The organism is Streptomyces pseudogriseolus (assembly GCA_002154585.1).
Lineage (GTDB): Bacteria > Actinomycetota > Actinomycetes > Streptomycetales > Streptomycetaceae > Streptomyces > Streptomyces pseudogriseolus.
In genome coordinates, this window is the sequence record MUNG01000092.1 from 23,113 (window position 1) to 50,040 (window position 26,928).

Annotated in this window: 25 protein-coding genes and 1 pseudogene; 21 read left to right on the plus strand and 5 right to left on the minus strand. The window is 70.7% G+C overall.

The window, feature by feature from the left end:
* From CCN29_RS09765 to CCN29_RS09785, 5 genes are read left to right on the plus strand one after another with little or no spacing between them, the layout of a single operon-like run.
* Positions 1-570: an NADH-quinone oxidoreductase subunit J gene (locus CCN29_RS09765; protein ID WP_086681033.1), complete on the plus strand. Its 570-nt coding sequence runs from the start codon at positions 1-3 to the stop codon at positions 568-570.
* Positions 567-872: an NADH-quinone oxidoreductase subunit NuoK gene (locus tag CCN29_RS09770; protein ID WP_086681035.1), complete on the plus strand. Its 306-nt coding sequence runs from the start codon at positions 567-569 to the stop codon at positions 870-872. Before CCN29_RS09765 ends, CCN29_RS09770 begins: the two co-directional genes overlap by 4 nt.
* Entirely contained in the window at positions 869-2,740 is a 1,872-nt protein-coding gene (locus CCN29_RS09775) for an NADH-quinone oxidoreductase subunit 5 family protein (RefSeq protein ID WP_086681037.1), read from the plus strand. Before CCN29_RS09770 ends, CCN29_RS09775 begins: the two co-directional genes overlap by 4 nt.
* Positions 2,741-2,745: 5 nt before the next feature.
* A complete protein-coding gene (locus CCN29_RS09780) occupies positions 2,746-4,251 on the plus strand; it encodes a complex I subunit 4 family protein (RefSeq protein ID WP_086681039.1) in 1,506 nt (501 codons plus the stop codon).
* A complete protein-coding gene (locus CCN29_RS09785; protein ID WP_086681041.1) occupies positions 4,248-5,669 on the plus strand; it encodes an NADH-quinone oxidoreductase subunit N in 1,422 nt (473 codons plus the stop codon). Before CCN29_RS09780 ends, CCN29_RS09785 begins: the two co-directional genes overlap by 4 nt.
* Positions 5,670-5,773: 104 nt before the next feature.
* On the opposite strand, the gene CCN29_RS09790 is transcribed toward CCN29_RS09785, so the two are convergent.
* On the minus strand, positions 5,774-6,706 hold the full coding sequence (locus CCN29_RS09790) for a M48 family metalloprotease (protein WP_086681043.1): 933 nt from the start codon (positions 6,704-6,706) through the stop codon (positions 5,774-5,776).
* A 16-nt stretch (positions 6,707-6,722) separates the two neighbouring features.
* Positions 6,723-7,109 (minus strand): BlaI/MecI/CopY family transcriptional regulator, encoded by a 387-nt coding sequence (locus CCN29_RS09795; protein ID WP_442538297.1) that lies wholly within the window; start codon positions 7,107-7,109, stop codon positions 6,723-6,725.
* A 133-nt stretch (positions 7,110-7,242) separates the two neighbouring features.
* On the opposite strand from CCN29_RS09795, the gene CCN29_RS09800 reads away from it, so the two are divergent.
* The 3 genes and pseudogenes from CCN29_RS09800 to CCN29_RS09810 form a co-directional block, all read left to right on the plus strand.
* Positions 7,243-7,944 (plus strand): phosphatase PAP2 family protein, encoded by a 702-nt coding sequence (locus tag CCN29_RS09800; protein WP_086681048.1) that lies wholly within the window; start codon positions 7,243-7,245, stop codon positions 7,942-7,944.
* Positions 7,941-8,777: an undecaprenyl-diphosphate phosphatase gene (locus tag CCN29_RS09805; RefSeq protein ID WP_086681050.1), complete on the plus strand. Its 837-nt coding sequence runs from the start codon at positions 7,941-7,943 to the stop codon at positions 8,775-8,777. The genes CCN29_RS09800 and CCN29_RS09805 overlap by 4 nt, the downstream gene beginning before the upstream one ends.
* A 91-nt stretch (positions 8,778-8,868) precedes the next feature.
* Positions 8,869-9,969, plus strand: a pseudogene (locus tag CCN29_RS09810) (tyrosine-type recombinase/integrase); the annotation flags it as partial.
* 67 nt (positions 9,970-10,036) lie between these two features.
* Here CCN29_RS09810 and CCN29_RS09815 read toward each other — a convergent pair.
* Positions 10,037-10,645, minus strand: a complete 609-nt coding sequence (locus tag CCN29_RS09815) for a hypothetical protein (RefSeq protein ID WP_189409268.1) — start codon at positions 10,643-10,645, stop codon at positions 10,037-10,039.
* Between the two features lie 329 nt (positions 10,646-10,974).
* On the opposite strand from CCN29_RS09815, the gene hemL reads away from it, so the two are divergent.
* The 8 genes from hemL (at position 10,975) to CCN29_RS09855 (ending at position 21,006) form a co-directional block, all read left to right on the plus strand.
* Positions 10,975-12,291 carry a glutamate-1-semialdehyde 2,1-aminomutase gene (gene hemL / locus CCN29_RS09820; RefSeq protein ID WP_031022580.1) on the plus strand — a complete coding sequence of 439 codons (1,317 nt, stop codon included), beginning with the start codon at positions 10,975-10,977 and terminating at the stop codon, positions 12,289-12,291.
* A gap of 59 nt (positions 12,292-12,350) precedes the next feature.
* On the plus strand, positions 12,351-12,998 hold the full coding sequence (locus CCN29_RS09825; protein WP_037817550.1) for a histidine phosphatase family protein: 648 nt from the start codon (positions 12,351-12,353) through the stop codon (positions 12,996-12,998).
* Between the two features lie 154 nt (positions 12,999-13,152).
* Positions 13,153-14,430, plus strand: coding sequence for a polysaccharide deacetylase family protein (locus CCN29_RS09830; protein WP_006133239.1), 1,278 nt, complete (start codon positions 13,153-13,155; stop codon positions 14,428-14,430).
* Between the two features lie 77 nt (positions 14,431-14,507).
* Positions 14,508-15,167: a TlpA family protein disulfide reductase gene (locus CCN29_RS09835; protein WP_031063014.1), complete on the plus strand. Its 660-nt coding sequence runs from the start codon at positions 14,508-14,510 to the stop codon at positions 15,165-15,167.
* Between the two features lies 1 nt (position 15,168).
* Positions 15,169-15,942 (plus strand): cytochrome c biogenesis CcdA family protein, encoded by a 774-nt coding sequence (locus CCN29_RS09840; RefSeq protein ID WP_031022583.1) that lies wholly within the window; start codon positions 15,169-15,171, stop codon positions 15,940-15,942.
* Between the two features lie 4 nt (positions 15,943-15,946).
* On the plus strand, positions 15,947-17,779 hold the full coding sequence (locus CCN29_RS09845) for a cytochrome c biogenesis ResB family protein (protein WP_086681052.1): 1,833 nt from the start codon (positions 15,947-15,949) through the stop codon (positions 17,777-17,779).
* Positions 17,776-18,888: a c-type cytochrome biogenesis protein CcsB gene (ccsB, locus tag CCN29_RS09850; RefSeq protein ID WP_086681054.1), complete on the plus strand. Its 1,113-nt coding sequence runs from the start codon at positions 17,776-17,778 to the stop codon at positions 18,886-18,888. The genes CCN29_RS09845 and ccsB overlap by 4 nt, the downstream gene beginning before the upstream one ends.
* Before the next feature lie 288 nt (positions 18,889-19,176).
* Positions 19,177-21,006, plus strand: a complete 1,830-nt coding sequence (locus CCN29_RS09855) for a serine/threonine-protein kinase (protein ID WP_086681056.1) — start codon at positions 19,177-19,179, stop codon at positions 21,004-21,006.
* Between the two features lie 24 nt (positions 21,007-21,030).
* Here the strand turns inward: CCN29_RS09855 and CCN29_RS09860 are convergent, their stop codons facing one another.
* Positions 21,031-21,357 carry a PLD nuclease N-terminal domain-containing protein gene (locus CCN29_RS09860; protein ID WP_006133226.1) on the minus strand — a complete coding sequence of 109 codons (327 nt, stop codon included), beginning with the start codon at positions 21,355-21,357 and terminating at the stop codon, positions 21,031-21,033.
* A 65-nt stretch (positions 21,358-21,422) separates the two neighbouring features.
* Between CCN29_RS09860 and CCN29_RS09865 the strand changes: the two genes are divergently transcribed.
* Positions 21,423-22,880 (plus strand): menaquinone biosynthesis decarboxylase, encoded by a 1,458-nt coding sequence (locus CCN29_RS09865; RefSeq protein WP_006133225.1) that lies wholly within the window; start codon positions 21,423-21,425, stop codon positions 22,878-22,880.
* Entirely contained in the window at positions 22,877-23,782 is a 906-nt protein-coding gene (gene mqnP, locus CCN29_RS09870) for a menaquinone biosynthesis prenyltransferase MqnP (protein WP_006133223.1), read from the plus strand. Before CCN29_RS09865 ends, mqnP begins: the two co-directional genes overlap by 4 nt.
* A gap of 418 nt (positions 23,783-24,200) precedes the next feature.
* On the opposite strand, the gene CCN29_RS09875 is transcribed toward mqnP, so the two are convergent.
* Positions 24,201-24,401: a type II toxin-antitoxin system VapB family antitoxin gene (locus CCN29_RS09875; RefSeq protein WP_086681058.1), complete on the minus strand. Its 201-nt coding sequence runs from the start codon at positions 24,399-24,401 to the stop codon at positions 24,201-24,203.
* A gap of 113 nt (positions 24,402-24,514) precedes the next feature.
* Here CCN29_RS09875 and CCN29_RS09880 point away from each other — a divergent pair, with 113 nt between their 5' ends.
* From CCN29_RS09880 to mqnE, 3 genes are all read left to right on the plus strand, one after another.
* Positions 24,515-25,189 carry a UbiX family flavin prenyltransferase gene (locus CCN29_RS09880; protein WP_078883011.1) on the plus strand — a complete coding sequence of 225 codons (675 nt, stop codon included), beginning with the start codon at positions 24,515-24,517 and terminating at the stop codon, positions 25,187-25,189.
* 63 nt (positions 25,190-25,252) lie between these two features.
* Positions 25,253-25,711 carry an Lrp/AsnC family transcriptional regulator gene (locus CCN29_RS09885; protein WP_006133218.1) on the plus strand — a complete coding sequence of 153 codons (459 nt, stop codon included), beginning with the start codon at positions 25,253-25,255 and terminating at the stop codon, positions 25,709-25,711.
* A 49-nt stretch (positions 25,712-25,760) separates the two neighbouring features.
* Positions 25,761-26,928, plus strand: a 1,168-nt coding sequence (gene mqnE / locus CCN29_RS09890) for an aminofutalosine synthase MqnE (protein WP_086681060.1), incomplete at its 3' end; no start/stop codon positions are given.

Here is a 26,928-nt window from a genome sequence, read left to right on the forward strand (position 1 = left end):
ATGGACACGACGGGCATGGTGCTGCTGTGGGTACTGGGCGTGCTTGCCCTCGTCGGCGGTGTCCTGGTGTTCACCCTGAACTCCATGGCCCGGGTCACCTTCGCGCTCCTGGGCTCCCTGGTGTGCGTCGGCGGGGTCGTGGCCGTGCTACGGCTGCCGTATCTCGGCGTGGTGATCGTGCTGATGATGGTCATGGAGATGGTGATCATGGCGGTGTTCATGATCGCGTACATGATGAACCCGGCCGGTCTGATGCCGATGTCGATGCTGCACAACAAACGCGGCTCACTGGTCGTCAGCGGTCTCGTGTTCGCCGCTCTGGTCGCAGGGATCTTCCTGGTTCCGTGGCCCGATCGCACGGGAGCGCGGCCCAGGGACACCACGTTCCAGGTCGGCATGTCGTTGATGGGCGACCAGATGCTGACCATGGTCACCCTTGGATTCGTTCTCCTGGCCACCATGGTGGGCGCCACCGTCCTCGCCACCCACCGCGGACGGTACGACCGCTTCGGCGACGACCTCGACCAGCGGCCCGCGAACGACCCGGCCGACGGGGGAGTGGGCCGATGACGTTCGAACTCCTCCTGGTCCTCGCCGCCGGTCTGTTCTCCACCGGCCTGTTCGGTGCCCTCTCCCAGCAGTCCATCGTGATGATCATGATGGGCGTCGAGCTGATGATCGGCGGGGTCATCGTCGCCGCCGCCGACTTCTGGTACTTCCTCGCCCCCGCTGCCGGCAGTGGCCAGGTGGTGATCGTGACGGCTGTGGTGGCGATGGCCGTGGAGATGGCCATGGGCTTCGCCGTCACCACCGCGATCTACCGCGCCCGGCAGGTCGACATGACCGACATGGCCGAGGACCTGAAGGGATGAGCACGGTGCTCTGGCTGCTGATCGCTCTCCCCATCGGGGCGGGAGCGGTGCTCGCCCTGACGGGACCCCGCCGCAACCGACTGGTCCCCGCCGGCGCTGCTACGGTCGCCGCGGTCACGCTCGGTGCCGCGATCGCCGCCGCGGTGACCCGTCCGGCCGCGAGCGCGCCGCTGTTCGCCGGGATGGAGGCGGGGCTGGCGGTGGACGGCCTGTCCGCCGTGATGGTGGTGACCGTCGCCGCGGTCACCCTCGCCGTCCTGGTCTTCGCGACGGGAGAGTTCGCCGCAGACGAGAACCGGGGACGGTTCTTCGGGCTGATGCTGCTCTTTGCCGGCGCCGTGCTCGTGACCGTCACCGCGACCACCCTGCCGCTCCTGCTGATGGCCTGGGAGGTGATGGGCGCCGCCAGCTGGGCCCTGATCGGCTACTGGTGGCAGCGGCCCGAACGTGCGGAAGCCGCCGACGTCGCGTTCCTCACCACCCGCGCCGCCGACCTCGGCCTGTACCTGGCGGCCGGCGCCGCCGTGGCCGGCGGGGTCGGCTCCCTGCGCCTCGACGCCCTGCCGCACGCCGCGTCGCCGTGGCTGCACGTCGTATCCGCGGGCATCGTCGTGGCCGCCCTGGGGAAATCCGCACAACTTCCTTTCTCCTTCTGGCTTTCGCGTGCCATGCAGGGCCCGAGCCCGGTGTCCGCACTGCTCCACTCGGCGACCATGGTCGCAGCCGGCGCCTACCTGCTGCTGCGGCTGGTCCCGCTGCTGGACACCACGGAATGGGCCGGTCCGGTGGTCGCCTGGGCCGGCGCGGTCACCGCCCTGGCCCTGGGCCTGGTCGCGGTCGCCCAGACCGACCTCAAGCAGCTCCTCGCGGCCTCCACCTCTGCTCAGATCGGCTTCATGGTGCTGGCCGCGGGCAGCGGCGGCGTCGCCGCGGGCACCACGCAACTGGTCGCACACGCCGCCACCAAGTCGGGTCTGTTCCTCGCCGCCGGGGCGTGGCTGACAGCGCTGGGCACCAAACAACTCCCGGCGCTGCGCGGTGCGGCCCGCACTCACCGGCTGGTCGGTGCGGCCTTCACTGCTGGCGCGCTCACTCTGGCCGGGCTGCCGCCCCTGTCCCTGTGGGCGGCCAAGGACGAGGTCCTTGCCGCCGCCCGCACCGGGGGAACCGGGCTGTACGCGGTGGGCCTCGCGGCAGCCGCCGTCGCCGCCGTCTACAGCATCAAAGCCGTCTGGTACGTCACCCGTCCCCTCCCGGAGAGTCCGCAGGCCCGATATGACACCGAGCAGCGCGGCACCCGCGGCGTCGCCCGTACGGCATCGGCTCCCCTCCTCGCCCTCACCCTTGCCGCGGCGGTGCTGGGCGTGCTGGCCCTGCCGGGACCGGCGTCCTGGCTGAGGGGGCTGGTCGGCGCCCGGGGCGAGCCATCCCCCGCCCCGTGGGAGCTCGGGCTGTCCGCCGGCGTGGCGTTCGCCTCCGCCGGCCTGGCCTGGTGGTGCGCGTCCCGCCCGGCGCCCGTACCGCGCGCCGCCGCACGTGCGGCTCACGGGTGGCTGTACCTGGAGCAGGCCGCGCGAACCGTCGTGGCGCGTCCGGTGCTGGGCCTGGCCCGGACGCTGGCCGCCTTCGACGACCGCGTCGTCGACGGCGCCGTACGGCAGACCGCCCGCGGCGGCCTTGTGACGGCCCGGCTCGCGCGCCGCCTGGACGACGGCGGAATCGACGGCGCCGTCCGGGCGGTCGCCGCGAGTGCGCGGCGCCTGGGCCACTGGGCGCGCCGCCCGCAGACCGGACTGCTGCATCAGTACTACGCCCAGGCCGTCGTCGGCTTCCTCGTGTTCGTCCTGATCATCCTGTTGGTGAGGTAACCCCTGTGCTGAGCGTCGTCACGTTCTTGCCGCTGCTGGCGTGCGCGGTGCTTCCGCTCCTGCCGCGCACGCTCCCCGACCGGGCGTACGTCTGGCTGTGGATCGCCACGTCCGCCGCCGACCTTGCCCTGGTCATCGCCCTGTGGGTCGGTTACGACACCCGTGGCGGGATGCAGTACGAGCAGCGGGCGCGCTGGATCCCGAGTGCCGGCGTCGGCTATCACGTGGGCGTCGACGGCCTGTCCCTCCCCCTGGTCGCCCTGACCTGCCTGCTCTTCCTGGCCGTCGCCGTCCACTCCCTGCGCGAGAAGCGGCGGGTGCGCTCCTACGTCTGTCTCTTTCTTTTCCTCCAGTCCGTCAGCATCGGCCTGTTCGTCGCCCTTGACCTCATCCTCTTCTTCGTCTTCTTCGACCTCTCCATCGTCGGCATGTTCTTCGTCATCGCGGGCTGGGGACACGGCGAACGCGCCCGCGCCGCGGCGCTGAGGTTCTTCCTCTACACCTTCATCGGCTCCCTCGCCCTCCTGCTCGGCTTCATCGGGCTCTGCCTGGCAGCCGAACCGCACACCTTCGACATCGTCGACCTCACCCGTGTCAACCCACTGGCCGGACACGGGTTGTACGCCGGTCTGGTACTCCTGGCCATTGGGGTAGGACTGGCGGTCAAGACCCCGACCGTGCCGTTCCACACCTGGCTGCCGCCCGCGCACACCGACGCACCGGCCGCCGGCTCGGCGATCCTCGCCGGAGTCCTGCTGAAGATGGGCACATACGGTTTCGTACGCATCGCCATGCCGCTGTTGCCCGGCAGTTGGCGCCACTACGCCCTCGTCATCGTGGTCGTCGGCGCCGTGTCCGTCGTCTACGGAGCGCTGGTGGCGCTGGCGCAGACGGACTTCAAACGCATGATCGCCTACACGTCGGTCAACCACATGGGGTACATCGTCCTCGCGGTCGGCGCCGCCGGGACGCTCGCCGGTACCGACGCCCAGGCCCGCTCCCTCGCGGTGACCGGAGCGGTCACCCAGATGGTCAGCCATGGCCTGATCACCGGAGCCCTGTTCCTGCTCAGCGGCGTGCTCTACGACCGAGGCCGGACGTACGAGATGGACGCCTACTCCGGTCTGGCGGCCCACACTCCGCGGTTCGCGGCAGTCACCGCTGTCGCCGCGTTCGCCAGTCTCGGCATTCCCGGCTTCTCCGGCTTCATCGCCGAGTTCCAGATCTTCACCGGCAGCCTGGCCTCCCAGGCCGTCGCCACCGCCCTCGCCGTGACCGGCATCCTGATCACCGCGGCCCTCTTCCTGATCGCACTGCGGCGCATGTTCCTCGGCCCCGCGCGCCTGCCCGAGACCATTCCCGCCGGCGGCATCCGGGACCTCAGAACCACCGAGGCGCTGTCCACGGTGCCGCTGCTGGCGGTCGCCCTGGTGATCGGTGTCGCACCGCGCTGGCTGCTGGACGTGATCGAGCCGGCCGGGCGCACCCTGACCGGCCTGGTGGCACGGTGAACGAGAACCTGGCCGCACTCGTCCCCGAACTCGCTCTCCTCGGCGCCGCCGTCATCGGCCTTCTCGCCGGCTCATGGCTCCCCCGACGCCGTCAGTGGATCGTCGCCGCCCTCGCAGCCGTAGCTTGTGCGACGGGACTGGTGGCCACCGCTGTCACCATGGCGACGGACCGGGAACAGACCGTCTTCTCCGCCGCGTTCGCCGTCGACACCGCGACCGGCGTCGGCCGGCTCATCGTCCTCACAGCCCTGCTGCTGGTCATCGGCATGTCCGTGGAAACCGTGAGGAATCACGCACGCGAGGCCGAGTACTGGGTACTGCTCCTGATGACCGGCGCGGGCACACTCGCCCTCGTCGGCGCGAACGACCTGCTGATGCTGTTCGCCGCCTACCTACTGGCCAGCGTTCCTGCCTACGCACTCGCCGGTTTTGCGAAGGACGCCCTCGGCACCGAAGCGGCCCTGAAGTACTACCTGATGGGCGCCCTGCTGGGCATCACCATGCTCGCCGGCACCGGGCTCCTGTACGCCGCCGGTCACGCCACCCACTACGGCAGGCTCGCCACGACCCTGCCCTCCGCCCCCTACGGACTCGTAGCCGTCGGACTCGTCGGTGTCCTGGCCGGCCTACTCTTCAAGATCGGCGGGGTGCCGGCCCACTTCTGGGTGCCCGACGTCACCGACGGAGCTCCGGCACCCGTCGCCGCGTACGTCACCACGCTGCCCAAAGTCGGCGGTCTGATCGCCGGTTACCGACTGCTGCACCAGGCACTCGCCGACAGCGACGTCAACTGGTCGCTACTGATCGCGATCCTTGCCGCGGTCACCATGACCTTGGGGAACCTCGGGGCGTTCTTCCAGACCTCGGTCAAACGCCTGCTCGCCTACTCCACGATCAGCCAGGTCGGGTACCTCCTGATGGCGTTGGCCGTCACCACCCGCAGCGACCTCGCCCAGCGGAGTCTGCTGCTCTACCTGGCCGCCTACTCCCTCACCAACCTCGGCGCCTTCGCCGTAGTCACGGCACTCCCTCAGGCCCGCGCTCTGGATGACTACCGTGGCCTCGCCCGCCGCCACCCCGGCCTCGCGGCCGTGCTAGTCGTCTGTCTGCTGGGCCTGGTCGGCACGCCGCCCACCGGCGTCTTCCTCGGCAAGCTGGAGATCTTCAGCGCGACCATCGACGGCGGCTACACCTGGCTCGCCGCCCTGGCGGTCGCCAACACCGTAGCGTCGCTCTTCTACTACCTGCGCTGGCTCGGCCCGCTGTTCCTCACCACCGACACGGCAGCCGTCGACTCGCCTGAGGGCTGGGGAGGCTGGTCTGCCGTCACCGCTCACCTGGCAGGCGTCCTCTCCCTCACGCTCGGCATTGCCGGCCAAGCCGTTCTCACCGTTGCCGAGGGCCCGCTGCTGTCGTGAAGTACGGCACGCCGTCGAGCTGGCAAGACCAGAAGGTCCGCGATGATCACGGTCAGATCCCCTGCGACCATGTGCCCCGGACGGGGCCGCTTGCGTCTGGGGTGTCAGTGACGGTGGGCGAGTTCGAGGAACTCGTGGAGGTCGTGGGCAGCTTCCAGTGCGCAGAGGCTGGTGGCCGCGAGGAGTGCGGTGGCGGCGATGAGCAGCAGGGGCGGGCTCTGGGGTGGCGGTGCGAGGAGGGCGGCCACGCGGCGGGGCACGATGCCGGGGCTGGTGCGCCGGTTCAGGATGCCGAGTGCGGCGGTGGGGGTGCGGCGCCGGGTACGGCTGCGTTTGGCGGCGACGGCGGCTTTGGCGACGGTTTCGGCGACGGCGCGTCGGTTGCCGGTGCGGGCGGCGGCGTGTTCGTCGGCCCAGCGTTCGACGCAGTAGGCGACGGCGGTGGCCAGGGGGCGCAGCAGGGGGTTGGCGGCGGCGGAGAGCTGGGCGAGGAAGACGAACGCGTAGTGGTGGTGACGCAGGTGGGCGTGTTCGTGGGCGAGGAGGATGTCGTGCCCGGTGGGGTCGAGGGCGTCGAGCATGCCGTGCGAGATGACAATGCGGCCGGGCAGGCCCGGCATCGCGTAGGCGTCGGCGCCCGGGTCGTCGGTGATGACGACGGGGTCGGGTCCGGGCAGGCAGGCGGCTTCCAGGGCCGCGGCCCACAGGGCTCCGGCTCTGCGTGTGGCCAGCCGGACGGCGGCGACGACCGCGAGGGCGAGTAGGACGGCACCGGCGAGGGCGGCCGGCCACGCTGCTGGATCCTGGCGGGCGATCACGTCGGGTGAGTAGCCCTTGAGGGAGACGACGAGCGGGATGCGGACCAGTCCTGCCAGAGCAAGCAGCCCCAGCACGACGGTGCTGGAGGCGGCCAGGACGAGTCCTGCGGTGGTGAGCAGCCAGGTCGCCAGCCTCGGCTCCAGGCGGCGGGCCAGCGGGCCCGCGCTCAGGCCGGCCAGGACGGGGAAGAGCAGCGGCAGGTAGACGGCCAGATGCATCGCTGGGACCGGCCTTCTACTCGTCGGAGTCCAGCAGACGGCGCAGCAGGTCCTCGTCGTCGTCGGACAGCTCGTTCACGAAGCGGGTCAGCACCGACTTACGGTCGCTGCCGCCCTCCAGGACCTGGTGCATGTGCCTGGCGGTGAGTCCGGGCTCGTCCGTGACGGGCGTGTACGCGTAGCTGCGGCCCCGGGGGGTGCGTTCCAGCACGCCGCGGCCGTGGAGCCGGGCAAGGGTGGTGGCCACCGTGGTGTGGGCCAGGGATGCGGCCAGGCGTTCGGCCACCTCACCCGGGGTGAGGGCCGATCCGGAGGTTTGCAGCAGGGCGAGGATCTCAGCCTCCAGGACTCCGTTGGCCCGTCGCTTTCCGCCGAGGCCCGGCACTCGTTCGTCAGCGCCCACGGACGTCCTTCCTTGCGCGTCCTCTACAGTCGACACTGTATCTTCTATTCGCGAATAGAAGATACAGTGTCCGTCCATCGTCCCATGACCCTTGGCAGGGTTGCCGCGGTGGCCTGTGCAGACAGGATGCCTCATGTCTTCTCCCGGTGCGATGGACGCCCGCACCACGGATCCGCCGTGGTGGCCGGCCGCCGGGGTGGCGCTGATGTGTACGGCGCTGCTCGTGGCGCTCGTCGCGGTCACCGCCTCGGCGCACGGGGCGCCGGTCGGCGTGGATTGGGCCATGCACGACTGGGCGCTGGGCAGCCGCCCGCCGTGGGCGGTTCATGTGGCGGTGGGTGTCACCGTGGCCGGCAGCGGGGTGCCGGCCTACGCCCTGGCGGCGCTGGCCGGGGCTTGGGCGTTCGGCCCCGGCCGGTGGCGCGGGGCGCTGTTCGGGACGCTGGCGCTGGTGTCGGCGCAGCTGCCGCGCATCCTTCTGGCCGAACTGGTGGCGCGGCCGAGGCCGCCGGCCAGGGACTGGGCGTGGTCGGCGAGCGGGTACGCGATGCCCTCCGGCCACACCACCACGTCGATGGCCGTCGCCGTCCTGCTCACCGTCGCCGTGCGCCGTGGCGCCCCGGGCCGGTGGCGTCCCGTGCTGTCGGCGGTGCCGGTGGTGTGGGCGGTGGCGGTGGGTCTCAGCCGTGTCTGTCTCGGCATGCACTGGCCCACGGACGTGCTGGCCGGGTGGCTGCTCGCCGCCGCGTGGGCCGGGCTCGCCGGGGTGTTCCTCGTCCTTTGCCGCCGCCGGGAGGCCGGCGCAATCCAAGCAAGTGAAGGTGACAGTACGTGAGTGCGATCAGTGTGGGACAGGCCGCGATCCTGGGCGTGGTGGAAGGGGTGACCGAGTTCCTGCCGGTTTCCTCCACCGGCCATCTCAAGATCACCGAGGGGCTGATGGGCATCGAGGTGGACGACAAGTCCGTCGTCGCCTTCACCGCGGTCATTCAGGTCGGAGCCATCGCCGCAGTCCTCGTCTACTTCTTCAAGGACATCGTGCGGATCGTCTCCGCCTGGTTCCGGGGGCTGGCCGACCGGGAGGAGCGCTACCACCATGATTACAAGTTCGCCTGGTGGGTCATCTGCGCCACCGTCCCCATCGTGGTGGTGGGTCTCGCGGCGAAGCCGTTGATCGAGGGGCCGCTGGCCTCCTTGTGGGTGGTGGCCGGATCACTGATCGTCGGCAGTGGGCTGATGTGGGCGGCCGACCAGATGGGCCGTCACAAGCGTGGTATGGACGACACCGGTTTCAAGGACGCCATGCTGGTGGGCTCCTCGCAGATCCTGGCCCTGCTCTTTCCCGGCTTCTCCCGCTCCGGCGCGACCATGTCCACCGGGCTCATCCTCGATCTCGACCGTGTGGCCGCCACCCGGCTCTCGTTCTTCCTCGGCATCCCCGCCCTGACCGGTGCGGGGCTGTACGAGCTCAAGGACGCCCTCGGTGCCGGCGTGGCCACCGCGCCGCTGCTCGTCGGCACCGTCGTCTCGTTCGTCGTCGCCTACGCCTCGATCGCCTGGCTTCTGAAGTTCGTCGCCAAGCACTCCTTCAACGCCTTCGTCCTCTACCGGATTATCATCGGCGTCCTCCTGTTCGGCCTCCTGTCCACGGGCGTCCTCAACGCCTGACGGACACGCCGGCTCGTGGCGGCCGGTACAGGCCGCCGCCTCCCTCACCGCACGCCCCGCCCCACCCCTTCCTCAGCCTGGACAGGAGTCCGGCAGCTACGTCGTTCCCGCAGAGACGAAGCAGACGCTCGGCGCCTACGCCCAGAAGTGGCTCGACGCGAACTCGGTAGGCCCGACCACGGCCCTCCGCTACGAGGCCACCGTCCGCAACCACATCGTCGCCCACCTCGGCCGGCGCGAGCTGCGGTCCTTGAACAAGCCTTCGGTCATTCAGGGCTGGATTCGCGCGCTGCAGGACGGCGGCTTCGAGGTGTCGACGATCGAGGGCATCTTCGACATCCTCTCCAGCATCCTGGGCATGGCCGTGGAGGACGGGCTGCTGCCGAAGAACCCGTGCAAGTCGAAGTCGGTCAAGCTGCCGACCGCGACCAAGAAGAAGATCGTCCCTTGGTCCCTGGAGCGTGTGCGTGCCGTCATCGCCGGGCTGCCCGAGCGCTTCCAGGCAGGCGGCAAGCTCGCCTTCGGGTGCGGCCTGCGCCAGGGGGAGGTCTTCGGATGCGCCGTCGAGGACATCGACTTCAGGGGCGGCTGGATCCACGTCAACCGCCAGGTGCGGCTCGTCGGCACGAAGCCGGTTTTCGCTCTGCCCAAGGGCAACCGGATCCGGTCAGTGCCGCTGTCGGCGCAGCTGGCCACTGCCCTCAAGGGCCACATGAGGCGATTCCCGCCCACGGCGGTCACGCTGCCCTGGGCGAAGCCCGACGGCGAGCCCAAGAGCTTCCGGCTGCTTTTCGTCGACGAGAAGGGCCGAGCGTACAACCGCAGCGTCTTCAACATGGGCGCCTGGAAGCGAGCCCTGGTCGCCGCCGGCGTGATCCCTCCCCGCGAGCGCGGGGCTAGGTACCTTCAGGCGGCTCCTGAGGACGGCATGCACGCCCTCCGTCACGCGTATGCCTCCGTGCTCTTGGACGCGGGGGAGAGCATCAAGGCGCTCTCCGAGTACCTTGGCCACTCGGACCCGGGCTTCACGCTGCGGACGTACACACACCTGCTGCCGTCCAGCGAGAGCCGGACCCGCAAGGCGATAGACGACGCCTTCACCGGCGCGGAGCCGTCGGAAACCGGAGAGCCCCAGGGCACATCACCACCCCCAGCAAAACCAATGTGCCCTCAATGTGCCCTGGCCGCCTGACGGCCACTCCCCGGCACGCAGAAGGGCGAGGCCCGAAGACCCCGCCCGACTCCTACAAAACCCCAGCTCAGGGCCACACCAAGCAATACGGCTGATGCCCCGCCTCATGCAGCCGGTGCGAGAAGTCCTGCCACTCGTGCAGCAGTTGGTACACGTTGAACGCGTCGCGCGGGCCGCCGCGGTCCGGGACCGTCGACCAGATGAAGGCCGCCGCGCCGACCGCCTCCTCGCCTATGTCGCGGAGCGGATCCACCACCGTCATGGGCAGCTTCACGACCGCGTAGTCCGGGTGCAGGACGACCAGTTCGAGCGGCGGGACCTTGTGCAGGGGCACGCCCTCGATGCCCGTGAGGACCATCGCGGCCATGGTCTCGGGCTTGATCTTGGTGAACATGCCGCCCATGCCCAGCTCGTCCCCGCCGAGCTCCTCGGGGCGCATGGAGATCGGGACGCGGGCCGCGGTGGCGCCGTCCGGCGCACCGAAGTACTTGTACGTCACCCCCACCCGACCACCATTCCTGCTCCCCGCCCCGCTCAGCGGGCCGATCCGCTCCGGCTCGCCGTGCGCACGACGTATCTGATCCGATTCCTCCGCTTCGCGTCGGTGCCTTCCCCGCCGGGCACGTCGAGGACCCAGGTCATCGGTCCCCTCGCCCAGTCCGCCACCGCGATGCATATCTCCACCCGACTGCTTTTCTAGGACGCGTGGCCCCCGCCGCGCAACCCGATCATCGTGACAGTGACCTCCCCCACGGCCGCCCGCCGAAACGTGCGGTGAAACATCCGTCCGCGACATCTTCGCGGCCCGCGGCCGCCCCGGCCGTACGGGATGTGTGCACCACGGGTCAGTTTCGCAGATCACGGCCGCTCCGGGACCCGGATCACGGCCCTGATCGGGGCGGGGATGCCGCGGCGCGCCCCTGGCCTACCCTGAAACGAGTCACAGCAGCCGCAGCCCGGCGAGAAAACCCGGGACGTCGGAAAAGGTCGGAGAAGTCGCAGGTCATGAGCGAACTGCCATATTCGTACGAAGCCCCAGCCTCGCAGGCGCTGTTCGATCGTGCCGCGGCCGTCACTCCCGGTGGTGTGAACTCACCGGTGCGTGCCTTCCGCGCCGTCGGCGGCACGCCCCGGTTCATGGTCTCCGGCAGCGGGCCCTACCTGACCGACTCCGACGGGCGCGAGTACGTCGACCTGGTGTGCTCCTGGGGGCCGATGATCCTCGGGCACGCGCACCCCGAGGTGATCGCCGCCGTGCAGGAGGCCGTCGCGCGCGGCACCTCCTTCGGCACGCCCGGTGAGGGCGAGGTCGCGCTCGCCGAGGAGATGACCGCCCGGATCGAGCCGCTGGAGCAGGTGCGGCTGGTGTCCAGCGGCACCGAGGCCACCATGTCGGCGATCCGGCTCGCCCGCGGCTTCACGCAGCGCACCAAGGTGGTCAAGTTCGCCGGCTGCTACCACGGCCACGTCGACTCGCTGCTCGCCTCCGCCGGCTCCGGTGTCGCCACATTCGCGCTGCCGGACACCCCCGGTGTGACCGGCGCGCAGGCCGGCGACACCATCGTGCTGCCGTACAACGACCTGGACGCCGTGCACGCCGCGTTCGCCGCGCACCCGGGCGAGATCGCCTGCGTGATCACCGAGGCGTCCCCGGGCAACATGGGCGTCGTCCCGCCGCTGCCCGGCTTCAACCAGGGCCTGAAGGACGCGTGCGCGGCGAACGGCGCGCTGTACATCTCCGACGAGGTGATGACCGGCTTCCGTACGAGCCGCGCCGGCTGGTACGGCGTCGACGGCGTCCGGCCCGACCTGATGACCTTCGGCAAGGTGATGGGCGGCGGCTTCCCGGCCGCGGCGTTCGGCGGGCGCGCCGACGTCATGGCGCACCTCGCCCCGGCCGGCCCCGTCTACCAGGCGGGCACCCTCTCCGGGAACCCGGTCGCCACCGCCGCCGGGCTCGCCCAGCTGCGGCTGCTCGACGACGCCGCGTACGAGACGGTGGACGCGGTCTCCGCGCAGATCCGGTCGCTCGTCACCGAGGCGCTGACCAAGGAGGGCGTCGCGCACACGCTGCAGAACGCCTCCAACATGTTCTCCGTCTTCTTCACGGAGAACCCGGTGCGTGACTACGAGGACGCCAAGAAGCAGGAGTCCTTCCGCTTCACCGCGTTCTTCCACTCGATGCTGGCGAACGGCGTCTACCTGCCGCCGTCGTCCTTCGAGTCCTGGTTCGTGTCCACGGCCCACGACGAGCGGGCCGTCCAGCGCATCGCCGACGCCCTCCCGGCGGCGGCCCGAGCAGCGGCGGAGGCCACCGCGTGAGCGTCGAGAACAAGCCCGGGCACGACAGGAGCCCCGAGGACGTCACCGTCGTCCACCTGATGCGGCACGGCGAGGTGGAGAACCCGGACGGCGTCCTCTACGGCCGCCTCCCCGGCTACCACCTCTCCGAGCTGGGCCGCCGTATGGCCGACCGGGTCGCCGAGCACCTGGCGTCCCGGGACGTCGTGCACGTCGGCGCCTCCCCGCTGGAGCGGGCGCAGGAGACGGCCGAGCCGATCGCCAAGGCGCACGGCCTGGACATCGCCACCGACCGGCGGCTCGTCGAGGCGGAGAACGTCTTCCAGGGCAAGACCTTCGGCATCGGCGACGGCGCGCTGCGCCGCCCGGCCAACTGGAAGCACGTCGTCAACCCGTTCAAGCCGTCCTGGGGCGAGCCGTACGTCGACCAGGTGGTGCGCATGATGGGCGCGCTGGAGGCGGCGAAGGACGCGGCGCGCGGGCACGAGGCGGTGCTGGTCAGCCACCAGCTGCCGATCTGGATCGTGCGGTCGTACGTGGAGAAGCGCCGGCTGTGGCACGACCCGCGCCGCCGCCAGTGCACCCTGGCCTCGCTGACCACGTTCACGTTCCGCGGCGACAGCATCGTCTCCGTGGGCTACAGCGAGCCCGCCCTCGACCTGGTGCCCGCGCATCTGCGGGCGGGCGCCAAGCCGGCGAAGGGCGGCGGCAAGGCCTACGGCGCGTGACGCCCGCGTGAGGGCGGTGCGCCGCCCTCATCGAAATTCCTTGCGAAACCTCCGCATTCAACGGGAACCTCCTGCTTCGTCATGTCCTCTGACTGGGTGACCACTCAGGGACATGACGAAGGGGGACGCCATGCGCGCTCTCTCCCGCAGGGGAATGCTCGGGCTCGGCGCGGGGGCCGCGGCCGCAGTCTCCCTGGCCGGCTGCGGCGGCCACACAGGCTCGGACGGATCGACCCCCTCCGGCGGTTCCCGCCCCGGGGCCGGCGACCGTCCCGGGTCGCCCGAGCCGAAGCCGAGCGCGACGGTCCGGCCGATCGGCGACGGCTCCACCTCCTTCACCGGCCGGCAGCCCCACCAGCCCGAGCGTCCCGTGCCGCTGGAGCCGGGTCAGACGCCCCCGCAGTTCGTGGTGTTCTCCTGGGACGGCGCCGGCGAGGTCGGCAACGGGCTGTTCCCGCGCTTCCTGGACCTCGCCAAGGAGCACGGCGCGTCCATGACGTTCTTCCTCTCGGGCATCTACCTGCTCCCGGAGTCGAAGAAGCGGCTCTACGACCCGCCGGGCAACCCGCGCGGCGCCTCCGACATCGGCTACCTCACCGACGCGCACATCAAGGACACGCTGAAGAACCTGCGCCGCGCCTGGCTCGAGGGCCACGAGATCGGCACCCACTTCAACGGGCACTTCTGCGCCGGTTCGGGCAGCGTCGGCAACTGGACGTCACGGCAGTGGCGCAGCGAGATCGAGCAGGCCAAGTCGTTCGTGAAGGAGTGGCGGACCAACTCCGGGTGGACCGACGTGGAGTCCCTGCCGTTCGACTACGACAAGGAGCTGACCGGCGGCCGTACGCCCTGTCTGCTGGGGCAGGACCAGCTGCTGCCGGCCGCCCGTGAGCTGGGCTGGCGCTACGACGCGTCCTCGCCCGGCGGGCGCCAGGTCTGGCCCTCCAAGAAGCAGGGCATATGGGACCTTCCGCTCCAGCAGATACCGTTCCCCGGACACTCCTTCGAGGTCCTCTCGATGGACTACAACATGCTCGCCAACCAGTCGGTCAACTCCACCAACGCCCCGGCGCACAACTACCCGGGCTGGCGACGGCAGTCGGCACAGGCATATATATCCGGCTTCCAGCGGGCATACGAGACGAACCGGGCGCCCTTCTTCGTCGGCAACCACTTCGAGCAGTGGAACGGCGGCATCTACATGGACGCCGTGGAGCAGGCCCTCACACACATCGCGCGCGAGAAGGAGAAGGGCGGGGACGTGAGGATCGTCTCCTTCCGGCAGTTCTGCGACTGGCTCGACGTGCAGAAGCCCGAGATGCTCGACCGGCTGCGCACCCTGGACGTCGGCCAGGAACCCACCGGCGGCTGGCAGGCGTTCACCCGCGACCTCGCCGGCGCCACGCCCACGGGGGCCGCCGACCCCGCCTGAGATGCGGTTCTCCGGCCGCGCCGGAGCCCACGGGGGGGTGCGCAAGATCCCCAGAACGGGCATGCGAAACTTTTCACATGAGTGCCGCCAGCCGCGCCCCCCAGCGCTCGAACCGAGCCGCGCAGAGCCCGTACCGCGCCGCCCGTGCCGTGCGCGCCCGCCGCCGTGCCGCCCTGGCCGCCGGCGCCGCCGCGGCCGCACTGCTCCTGACCGCGTGCGGTTCCGGGGGCACCTCCGGCGGTGGCGGCGACACCGGCTTCGTCACCGGCACCGACGGCATCTCCACGGTCCCCGCGGGCAAGCGCGTCGCCGCGCCCGACCTGTCCGGCGAGACCCTCGAGGGCGAGCAGCTCGACGTCGGCGACTTCAAGGGCAAGGTCGTCGTCCTCAACGTCTGGGGCTCCTGGTGCAACCCGTGCCGCGCGGAGGCCAAGTACTTCGCCAAGGTGTCCCAGGAGTACGCGGGCAAGGACGTTCAGTTCGTCGGCATCAACACCCGCGACGGCAGCACCACCGCCGCGCTCGCCTTCGAGAAGGACTTCGGCATCACCTACCCGAGCCTGTACGACCCCACGGGCAAGCTGATGCTCCGCTTCGAGAAGGGCACGCTCAACCCGCAGGCCATCCCCTCCACCCTGGTGCTGGACCGGGAGGGCCGGGTCGCCGCCCGCTCGCTGACCGCCCTCGACGAGGAACGGCTGCGCAAGATGCTCGAACCGGTCGTCGCGGAGAAGTGACGTGACGGCCCTGCACACGCTCGCCGCGGAGACGGGCTACAACGGCACGGTGCTCAACGGCGCCCTGCTGGTGGCCCTGCCCATCGCCGTGCTCGGCGGGCTGGTCTCCTTCTTCTCGCCCTGCGTCCTGCCGCTCGTCCCCGGCTACCTCTCCTACGTCACCGGCGTCTCCGGCACCGACCTGGCCGAGGCCCGGCGCGGCCGCATGGTCGCCGGCGCCTCCCTGTTCGTCCTCGGTTTCACCGTCGTGTTCGTCTCGGGCGGCGCCTTCTTCGGCTACTTCGGGCAGACGCTCCAGGAGCAGTCGGGCGTGCTGTCGAAGGTGCTCGGCGTCTTCATGATCCTCATGGGCGTCTTCTTCATGGGCCTGATGCCCTGGCTCACCCAGCGGGAGTTCCGCTTCCACAAGCGGCCGGCGACCGGTCTGATCGGCGCGCCCGTGCTCGGCGCCCTCTTCGGCATCGGCTGGACCCCCTGCATCGGGCCCACCCTCGCCTCCGTCCTCACCCTGTCCGCGCAGCAGGAGAGCGCCGGACGGGGCGCCGTGCTGACCGTCGCGTACTGTCTGGGACTGGGCGTGCCCTTCGTGCTCGCCGCCGTGGCCTTCCGCAAGGCGCTCGGCGCCTTCGGCTGGGTCAAGCGGCACTACGCCTGGGTGATGCGCATCGGCGGCACGATGATGATCGTGACCGGCGTGCTCCTGCTGACCGGCGCGTGGGACACCCTCGTGGCGGAGATGCAGACCTGGTCCAACGGCTTCACGGTGGGGATCTGACCCGATGAGCGACACCACGACGGACGACACCACCAAGACCGGCGACGACCAGGACCTCGGCGCGGCCGGCTCCCAGCTGTCCACCGCCCCCGTGGAGGACGCCCCCACGGCGAACCTGCCCGCCCTCGGCGTGATCGGCTGGGCCCGCTGGTTCTGGCGGCAGCTCACCTCCATGCGGGTGGCGCTGCTGCTCCTGCTGCTGCTGTCGCTCGCCGCGATCCCCGGCTCGCTCATCCCGCAGACCGGCGTCGACGAGACGCGGGTCGCCGACTTCCGCGAACGGCACGACGTCCTCGCGCCCGTCTACGACAAGCTCGGGCTGTTCCACGTGTACAGCTCGGTGTGGTTCTCCGCGATCTACATCCTGCTGTTCGTCTCCCTCATCGGCTGCATCGTGCCCCGCACCTGGCAGTTCGTCGGCCAGCTGCGCGGCCGCCCGCCGGGCGCGCCCCGCCGGCTGACCCGGCTGCCCGCGCACACCACCTGGCGCACCTCGGCCGGCCCCGAGGAGGTCCGCGAGGCCGCCCTCGCGCTGCTGAAGAAGCGCCGCTTCCGCGCCCATGTCGTCGGGAACGCCGTCGCCGCCGAGAAGGGCTACCTGCGCGAGCTCGGCAACCTGGCGTTCCATCTCGCGCTGATCGTGATGCTGATCGCGTTCGCCTGGGGCCAGCTGTTCAAGTCCGAGGGCAACAAGATCGTCGTCGAGGGCGACGGCTTCTCCAACACGCTCACCCAGTACGACGACTTCAAGTCCGGCAACCTCTTCACCAACGACGACCTGGTGCCGTTCAGCTTCGACGTCAAGGAGTTCACCGGCACCTACGAGCGCTCCGGCCCCAACCGGGGCACCCCCCGCACGTACGAGACCGAGGTGACCTACACCGAGGGCGCGGACGGCGAGGAGAAGCGGACCGTCATCAAGGTGAACAAGCCGCTGGAGATCGGCGACGCCAAGGTCTACCTCGTCAGCCACGGCTACGCGCCCGTGGTGACCGTCCGCGACGGCAAGGGCCGGATCGTCTACCGGGACGCCGTGCCGCTGCTGCCGCTGGACAACAACGTCACCTCCAACGGCGTCGTCAAGGTCCTCGACGGCTACCGCAACCCGCAGGGCAAGAAGGAGCAGCTCGGCTTCCAGGCCTTCTTCGTGCCGACCTTCGGCGGGTCCGCGAGCGGCACGATGCTCTCCCAGTTCCCGGCGCTGGACTATCCGGTGCTCGCGCTCAACGCCTACCACGGCGACCTGAAGGCCGACTCCGGCATTCCGCAGAGCGTGTACCAGATGGACAAGTCGAAGATGAAGGAGTTCAAGGACGCCGACGGACAGCTGCTGAAGAAGCTGCTCACCCCCGGCGAGACCATGAAGCTCCCCGGCGGCGCCGGCTCGATCACCTTCGAGAAGGACGTCAAGGAGTGGGCCGGCTTCCAGGTCGTCCAGGAGCCGGGCGGCGGCTGGGCGCTCGGCGGCGCCCTCGCCGCGATCGGCGGCCTGGCCGCCTCCCTGTTCGTGCAGCGGCGCCGCGTGTGGGTGCGCGCGGTGCGCGGTGACGACGGGGTGACCGTCGTGGAGATGGCGGGCCTCGGCCGCAGCGAGTCCGCGAAGGTGCCCGAGGAGCTCGGCGACCTCGCCGGGATCCTCTACGAGCGCGCGCCGGGCGTGGCGGAGCCCGACCCGGACGGCGCACCGGAGCCCGACGGCACACCGAAGCCGGAGGGCACGCCCCCCGAAGACCCCGGAACGTCCAGCGGACCCGGAACCAGCGACACCTCCGACACCCCCGACCCCACCGACCCCGACCCTCACGCCGTGCCTGCCGAAGGGGCTGAGCAGCAGTGACTCTCGCCGCCGCGACCAACGAGAACCTCGCGGAGATCAGCAACGTGCTGATCTACTCCGCGATGGCGGTCTACACCCTCGCTTTCTTCGCGTACATCGCCGAGTGGCTCTTCGGCAGCCGCAGCAAGGTCGCCCGCACGGCGGCCGCGCTCACCCCGAAGGCGGCCGCCGCGGGGACGGCGCCCGCCGTCACCGTGCGGCAGGGCGGCGGCACCGCCGTGCTGGAGCGGCCCAAGGTCACCGTCCGCGCCGCGTCCGGCTCGCGTGACGTGCCCGACGGGCCCGGGGCGCACGGCGGCGACGAGCAGGGCGACCTCTACGGGCGTATCGCCATCTCGCTCACCGTGCTCGCGTTCGCGCTGTCCTTCGGCGGGGTGCTGACCCGCGCGCTGTCCGTGGAACGGGCGCCGTGGGGCAACATGTACGAGTTCAACATCACCTTCTCCACCACCGCGGTGGGCGTGTACCTCCTGCTGCTGGCGCTGAAGAAGAACGTGCGCTGGCTGGGCCTGTTCCTCACCACGTCGGTCCTCCTCGACCTCGGTCTCGCCGTCACTGTCCTGTACACCGCCAGCGACCAGCTGGTTCCCGCCCTGCACTCGTACTGGCTGTACATCCACGTCTCCACGGCGATCCTGTGCGGCGCGGTGTTCTACGTCGGCGCGTTCACGACGGTCATGTACCTCTTCAAGGACTCGTACGAGAACAAGCTGGCCGGCGGCGGCAAGCCCGGCAGCTTCGCGACGTCCTTCCTGGAGCGCCTGCCCTCGGCGGCCTCGCTGGACAAGTTCGCCTACCGCGTCAACGCCGCCGTGTTCCCGCTGTGGACGTTCACGATCATCGCGGGCGCCATCTGGGCCGGCGACGCCTGGGGCCGCTACTGGGGCTGGGACCCCAAGGAGACCTGGTCCTTCATCACCTGGGTCGCCTACGCCGGCTACCTGCACGCCCGAGCCACCGCCGGCTGGAAGGGCCGCAAGGCCGCCTACCTGGCCCTGCTCGCCTTCGCCTGCTGGCTGTTCAACTACTACGGCGTCAACATCTTCGTCAACGGCAAGCACTCCTACGCCGACGTCGGCCTCGGCGTGCTCCGGTCGGCCGGCTTCTGACCGCCCCCGCCACACACCACACGGAGGCCGCCCCGGACACCGGTCCCGGGGCGGCCTCCGCCGCGTTCACTCCCCGATGTCCTCGTCCCACAGCCCGGGGTCCGGGCGAGCTGCCTCTCCACGGTTGCGGACCACCGTCCGTTCGGCTGACGGTGTTTCACCATATGTGTACACAGCGTCACTTGGGGCTGCCGGGCGTGACGATGTAGCGTCCCGTCCGTGGTCGACGACGGGCCGCGAGTGGTCGGGGTGACAGGTGGAACGGGGACAGAGTTGAGCGGGGAAGACGTGACCGGCCTCACGGGGAGCGGGGCCGAGCCGTTGCAGGACGACGACCCGCGCGGGATCGGGCCGATCCCGCTGCTCGGGCGTCTCGGGGCCGGCGGCATGGGCCGGGTGTATCTCGGCGTCCACGAGGGCCGCTACGCGGCGGTCAAGCAGGTGCTGCCCTCGGTCGCCGGGGAGGACCGGGACTTCCTGCGCCGCTTCGGGCACGAGCTGGACAACCTCTCCCGGCTCCCCGACGAGGCCACCGCCCCGCTGCTCGCCGGTGACCGGGACGCCCGCCCGCCGTGGTTCGCCACCGCCTACGTGCCCGGCATCACCCTGCGCGAGGCCGTCGACCTGCACGGCCCCCTGCCGCCCGAGGCGCTGTGGCTGCTGCTGCGCGAAGCCGCCGCGGGGCTGGCGGCGGTGCATGCGCTGGACATGGTGCACCGCGACCTGAAGCCGTCCAACGTGATGCTGACCCTGGACGGCCTCACCCTCATCGACTTCGGCGTGGCCCGCGCCGCCGACCAGAGCCAGCTCACCAGGACCGGCATGGTCGTGGGCACGCCCGCCTACATGTCGCCCGAACAGGCCTCCGGCAAGCGGGCGTCGAGCGGCGTCGTCGACGTCTTCGCGCTGGGCTCCGTGATCGCCTACGCCGCCTCCGGCCGGCCGCCCTTCGGCGACGACTCGGGGCACGCCGTGCTCTACCGCATCGTGCACGAGGAGCCTGACCTGGGCCCGCTGCGGGAGCTGGACCCCACGCTGGCCGACGTCGTCGCGTCCTGCCTCGACAAGGACCACGAGGGCCGCCCCACCGCCGCGGAACTGGTCGAGGCGGCCTCCGGACGCGGCCCGTCCGGAACGCCCCTGTGGCCGTCGGTCGTCAGTGAGCGGCTGGCCGAGCGCGCCGCCTTCGCCGCCCGCACCCCGGATCCGCAGGACCTCCCGCCGACCGTCGGCGAGACGAAGGAGGGGGAGGAACCCGCCGGTGAGGAACCGAACGGTGACAACAAGGCCGGTGAGAAGGCCGGTGGGGAGAAGAAGGAGCTGCCCGCTCGCAAGGACCGCCGGCGGCGCATCCTGCCCGTCGTCGTGCCGGTCGTGGTCGTCGTGACCGGCGGCACCCTCGCCTTCCAGCTCCTCCCGTACGTCACCGACTCGGGCGACGCCGCGGGAGGTCCCACCCCCTCCGCGTCCGTGACCGTCTCCGCCGACGTCACGCCGTCCGCGACCGCCGGGCGGGCGCAACCGTCCCCGTCCGGCAGCCCGTCCGCCTCGAAGGAGCCGAAGGACGACGCGAAGGAGGGGGAGAAGGACTCCGGGGGCGCGAACGCGGGCGCCGGTTCCCGTGCGGACGCGGGGGACGGCGGCGCGGACACGCGGCCCGGCCCGGGCGGCGGCGACACCGGCGCCGGCGGGGGCGGCGACGAAGGCGGCGGATCCGGCGGCGGGGATTCCGCCCCGGGCGGCGGAGGCTCGGGAGGCGGCGGCGCGCCCCTGCGGAACGGCTACAGCGGACGGTGTCTCGTCGGGTCCGGCAACGCCGGCTACGGCGGCGTCTCCGCGGGCGACTGCGCCTCCCCGGCGGCCCGGTGGAGCCTGGAGGGCGCCTCGGGCGGGACGTACCGGATCGTCCACACGCAGACCGGCAACTGCCTGAGCGCCTACGGCTCGATGCACACGGGCGTCTGCGGCGCGGACAGCGCCCAGGAATGGCGTCTCGGTTCCGGCGGCACCGTGATCCTCGCCGCGTCCGGCCAGTGTCTGGAGCACTCCAGGCCGAGCGGCCTGATCATGAAGCGGGTGTGCGAGGGCACGGCGTCCCAGAGCTGGTCGCGGACGTAGCTCGGCGTCGCGAGCCCGGCGGCCTCAGTCGGTCCTGGGGTCCTCGTCCGGGTCGCGGTCCTTCTCCCGCTTCGTGTCCTCGTCGAGGGACTTCAGGAAGTCGGGGTTGTCGTCCGGGGCGACCCACTGCTGCCGACCGCCGCCCCGGCTCCAGGCGGAGCCGCCCGCGGGCTGCCGCTTCTTGCCGGCGATCAGCCACGAGATCGAGCCGACCAGCGGGAAGAGCAGGACGAGGATCGCCCACAGGGGCTTCGGCATGTGCCGGATGTCGTCGTCCTTGGTGCTGATGCAGTCGATGAACGCGTAGACGCTGAGGGCCAGTGGCACGAGGAACATCAGCACCCGAAGCATGACCTCTCCAGCGGAAGCGGTGGGCGGTACGAGTCCAGCGTAGCCGCTCGGGGATACTGGACCCCATGGCTTACGACGATCTTCGCTCCCTGCTCAGGGCGCTGGAGCGCGAGGGCGACCTCAAGCGCATCAAGGCCGAGGTCGACCCGTATCTGGAGGTCGGTGAGATCGTCGACCGGGTGAACAAGGCCGGCGGTCCGGCGCTGCTCTTCGAGAACGTGCGCGGCTCGAGCATGCCCCTCGCGATGAACGTGTACGGCACCGACCGCCGCCTGCTCAAGGCGCTGGGCCTGAAGTCGTACGCGGAGATCTCCGAGAAGATCGGCGGGCTGCTGAAGCCGGAGCTGCCGCACGGGTTCGTCGGGGTGCGCGAGGCGTTCGGGAAGCTCGGCGCGATGACGCACGTGCCGCCGAAGAAGGTGAAGTCCTCCGACGCGCCCGTGCACGAGGTCGTCCTCACCGGCGACGACGTGGACCTGGAGCAGCTTCCGGCGCTGTTCACCTGGCCCAAGGACGGCGGCTCCTTCTTCAACCTGGGGCTCACCCACACCAAGGACCCGGTCAGCGGCGTCCGCAACCTCGGTCTGTACCGCCTCCAGCGCCACGACCGGCGCACCATCGGCATGCACTGGCAGATCCACAAGGACAGCCGCAACCACTACCAGGTGGCGGCCCGCCGCGGTGAGCGCCTGCCGGTCGCCATCGCCTTCGGCTGCCCGCCGGCCGTGACGTACGCCTCCACCGCGCCGCTGCCGGGCGACATCGACGAGTACCTGTTCGCCGGGTTCCTCCAGGGCAAGCGGATCGAGATGGTCGACTGCAAGACCGTTCCGCTCCAGGTGCCGGCGCAGGCGGAGGTCGTGATCGAGGGCTGGCTGGAGCCCGGCGAGATGCTCCCCGAGGGCCCGTTCGGCGACCACACCGGCTTCTACACGCCGCAGGAACCGTTCCCCGCCCTGACGATCGACTGCGTGACGATGCGGAAGCGTCCGCTGCTCCAGTCGATCGTGGTCGGCCGGCCGCCGACCGAGGACGGCCCGCTGGGCCGGGCGACGGAACGCTTCTTCCTCCCGCTCCTCAAGATCATCGTCCCGGACATCGTGGACTACCACCTCCCCGAGGCCGGCGGCTTCCACAACTGCGCGATCGTCTCGATCGACAAGAAGTACCCGAAGCACGCGCAGAAGGTCATGCACGCCATCTGGGGCGCGCACATGATGTCGCTGACCAAGCTGATCGTGGTCGTCGACTCCGACTGCGACGTCCACGACCTGCACGAGGTCGCCTGGCGGGCCCTCGGCAACACCGACTACGCGCGTGACCTGTCGGTCGTCGAAGGCCCCGTCGACCACCTCGACCACGCCTCCTACCAGCAGTTCTGGGGCGGCAAGGCGGGCATCGACGCGACGCGGAAGTGGCCCGAGGAGGGGTACACGCGCGACGGCGGCTGGCCCGACATGGTCGAGTCCGACCCGGACACGGCCGCGCTCGTCGACCGCCGCTGGAAGGAGTACGGACTGTGACCTCGGCCTCCGCCGCCCTCCCGCAGCAGCCGGGACGCACCAAGGCCTTCCTGCGCCTGGTGATGATCGAGCACTCGGTCTTCGCCCTGCCCTTCGCCTACATCGCCGCGCTCACGGCCATGTACGAGTGGGACGAGAACATCCACTGGGGCCGGCTGCTCCTGGTGACCGTCGCCATGGTCGGCCTGCGCACCTTCGCGATGGCCGCCAACCGCATCATCGACCGCGAGATCGACGCCCGTAACCCGCGCACCGCGCACCGCGAACTGGTCACCGGCGCCATGTCGGTCAAGCACGCCTGGACCGGCGCGCTGATCGCCCTCGCCGTCTTCCTCGGCGCGGCCGCCCTGCTGAACCCTCTGTGCCTGGCCCTGGCCCCCGTCGCGGTGATCCCGATGGTGGTCTATCCGTACGGCAAGCGGTTCACCGACTTCCCGCAGGCCATCCTCGGTCTCGCCCAGGCGATGGGCCCGGTCGGCGGCTGGCTGGCGATCACCGGCTCCTGGTCCTGGGAGGCGGTCGTCCTCGGCCTCGCGGTCGGCGTCTGGATCGGCGGCTTCGACCTGATCTACGCCTGCCAGGACGTCGAGACCGACCGCGAGATCGGCGTGAAGTCCGTCCCGGCCCGCTTCGGCATCCCGGCCGCGATCTGGGGCGCCCGCGCCTGCCACGCCGTCACGACGGCCCTGTTCGCCTGGTACGCGCTCCTCACCGACGCCGGCGCCTTCTTCTGGCTCGGCCTGCTCATCGTGGCCGCCGCCTTCGTCTACGAACACACGATCGTCCGCCCGAACGACCTGACCCGCCTCAACCGCGCGTTCTTCAGCGTCAACGGCTTCATCGGCATCGCCCTGTTCGTCTGCGCGCTGCTCGACCTGCTGGTGCGCGGGCTGACGGTGTAAGAGCGCCGGTGCGCGGCGACGCGGACACGGGGAGTGGGCCGAATCCGTGTGCGGAACGTCAGGTCGTTCCCACGCCGGCCGGACGGTGCTTGCGGGGCGGAACGGTTTGGTAGGACCACGTTGCTGCGGGCTGTCGCCCTGGCCTGGCGGGGCCGAGCACCGCGCACCGACGGGTACCGGCCGAGTTGCACCGGGACCGGCGGGAGTCTCCCAAGCAGCGTGCCGCTGGAAAAGGGAGAACATGCCGTCCGCCGCACGGAGACGGCGCTCTCGGGGAGCAACGGCCTGGACGCCCAAGGCGGTGACGTGTTCGCCCCCGGAGGCATGTGGGACGCCCGGCCGAGCGGCCGGCTACTGGCGGGCCACGGAGCGTTCAGGCGGCTCTCGGGAGGCGACGACCGCCGGTCCGGCCGCGGGCTCAGCCCTGGGGCTCCTGCGGCTTGGCGTCGACCTCGCGAAGGCCCTGGTCCTTGAGTTCGGTGCGGGCCTCGGTGCGGTGGCCGCGGGCGATGTAGTCCCGCACGACCACCTCGATCGCGTCCTGGGGCGAGCCGACCCCCGCCAGGACCATCACTTCCACCACCAGTTCGGCGTCGAGACTGATGTTGACCTTGGCCACCGTTCCCCCCTCGTCCCGTGTCGCCCCGCACTCTAGCCACCCGGCCGCCGGGTTCGAAGGCCTCCGGCCGGTCCTGAGCGCGGACGCCTGCCGTCCGCCGGTAGGCTCGAGTTGTGAACGCAGGAGAAACGCGGCGCAAGCCTTGGATCGTGGGGGTGTCCGGGGCGTCCGGGACGCCCTACGCAGCCGCTGTGCTGCGTGCGCTGCTGGCGGCGGGCGAGAGCGTCGACCTCGTCGTCAGCCGGGCCTCCCGGCTGACCCTGCTGGACGAGACCGGCATCGCCTTCCGGGACGCCCACTGGCGCGACGACCTGCGGGAATGGCTGTCCCGGGGGGCGGACGGCAAGCCGGACACCTTCTCCGTCGACCTCGACGGCGTACGGCACTGGGCCGCCGGTGACCTCGCGGCCGGGCCGTCCTCGGGGTCGTATCCGAGCAAGGGCATGCTGATCGTGCCCGCCTCCACGGCCTGTGTGGCCGGGGTGGCGCTCGGGCTGTCCAAGGACCTGTTGCAGCGGGCGGCGAGCGTCACCCTGAAGGAGGGGCGCACGCTGGTCGTGGCCGTACGGGAGACCCCGCTGAACGGCCAGACCCTGCGGCACCTGGTGACGCTGGACGACGCGGGCGCGACCGTGGTGCCCGCCTCGCCGGCCTTCTACGCGGGCGCGACGCACATCCAGGACCTGGTGGACTTCGTCGCGGGACGCGTACTCGACGCGGCGGGTGTCGAGCACCGGCTCTACCGCCGCTGGAAGGGCGAACTCGGCGGCGGATCCCGCCCCGACTGAGCGCTTCGGCGCATTCCAGCACGTGCAGAACTTCAGATCTCTTCAGTGGAAGGCATCGATTCGATGGACGCGGTGGACAGGCAGCTCATCCAGGCCCTGAGGGAGAACGGCCGGGCCTCCTACGCGGAGCTGGGGCGCCTCGTCGGTCTGTCGGGACCCAGCGTCACCGACCGCATCAACCGGCTGGAGGCGGCCGGCGTCATCACCGGCTACCGCGCCACGGTGGACTCCGCCTCGCTCGGCCTCGGCGTCATCGCCCTCATCGGCATCTCCCTCTCCGACGCCGCCGACCACGAGGACGTGGCGCAGCGGCTGAAGGACCTCCAGGAGATCGAGGACTGCTGGTTCATCGCCGGCGACGACTCGTTCATGCTCAAGGTGCGCGCCACCGACGTGGACGGCCTGGAGAGGATCATCCGCCGGCTGTCCGGCACCAAGGGCGTCTCCCGTACGCGTACCACGATCGTGCTCTCCACCAAGTGGGAGAACCGCGTCGGTGAGCTGCCCGAAGAGGTCGGCTGACCGGGGCGTACGGTGGAGCGGGTCTGTCTTCTGGGAAAGAGGTAACGGCATGGACGTCGGGCTCAAGCGCGAGCTGGAGGAGAAGGTCCGCTCCGGTGAGCGGCTGACCCGCGAGGACGGCATCGCGCTGTACGAGTCGGACGACCTGGCGTGGCTCGGCGGGCTCGTCCACGAGGTGCGGACGCGGCTCAACGGCGACGTCGTCCACTTCAACGTCAACCGTCACCTCAACATGACCAACGTGTGCACCGCGTCGTGCGCGTACTGCTCCTTCCAGCGCAAGCCGGGCGAGAAGGACGCGTACACGATGCGCATCGAGGAGGCGGTGAAGCTCGCCGAGGAGATGCGCTCGGAGAACCTCACCGAGCTGCACATCGTCAACGGCCTGCACCCGAACCTGCCGTGGCGCTACTACCCGCGGTCGCTGCGCGAGCTGAAGGCGGCGCTGCCGGAGGTCTCGCTGAAGGCGTTCACCGCCACCGAGATCCACCACTTCGAGACGATCTCGGGACTCAGCGCGAGCGAGATCCTCGACGAGCTCATCGACGCCGGGCTGGAGTCCCTGACGGGCGGCGGCGCGGAGATCTTCGACTGGGAGGTCCGGCAGCACATCGTGGACCACCGCACCCACTGGGAGGACTGGTCCCGCATCCACCGCCTGGCGCACGAGAAGGGTCTGAAGACCCCGTGCACCATGCTGTACGGCCACATCGAGGAGCCTCGTCACCGGGTCGACCACGTGCTGCGGCTGCGTGAACTCCAGGACGAGACCGGCGGTTTCCAGGTCTTCATCCCGCTGCGGTACCAGCACGACTTCGTCGACATGAAGGACGGCAAGGTCCGCAACCGGCTCCAGGCGCGGACGCAGATGGCGACCGGCGCGGAGGCGCTGAAGACGTTCGCGGTGTCGCGGCTGTTGTTCGACAACGTGCCGCACGTGAAGGTGTTCTGGGTCATGCACGGCGTGCAGACGGCGCAGCTGGCGCTGCAGCACGGGGCGGACGACATGGACGGGTCGGTCGTCGAGTACAAGATCACGCATGACGCGGACAATTTCGGCACGCCGAACAAGCTGACGCGAGAGGATCTGCTGGATCTCATCCGCGACGCGGGGTTCCGGCCGGTGGAGCGGAACACACGGTACGAGATCATCCGCGAGTACGAGGGTCCGGACCCGGCGCGCCGGGTCCGGACCCTCGTACTCGCGGATGATCTCG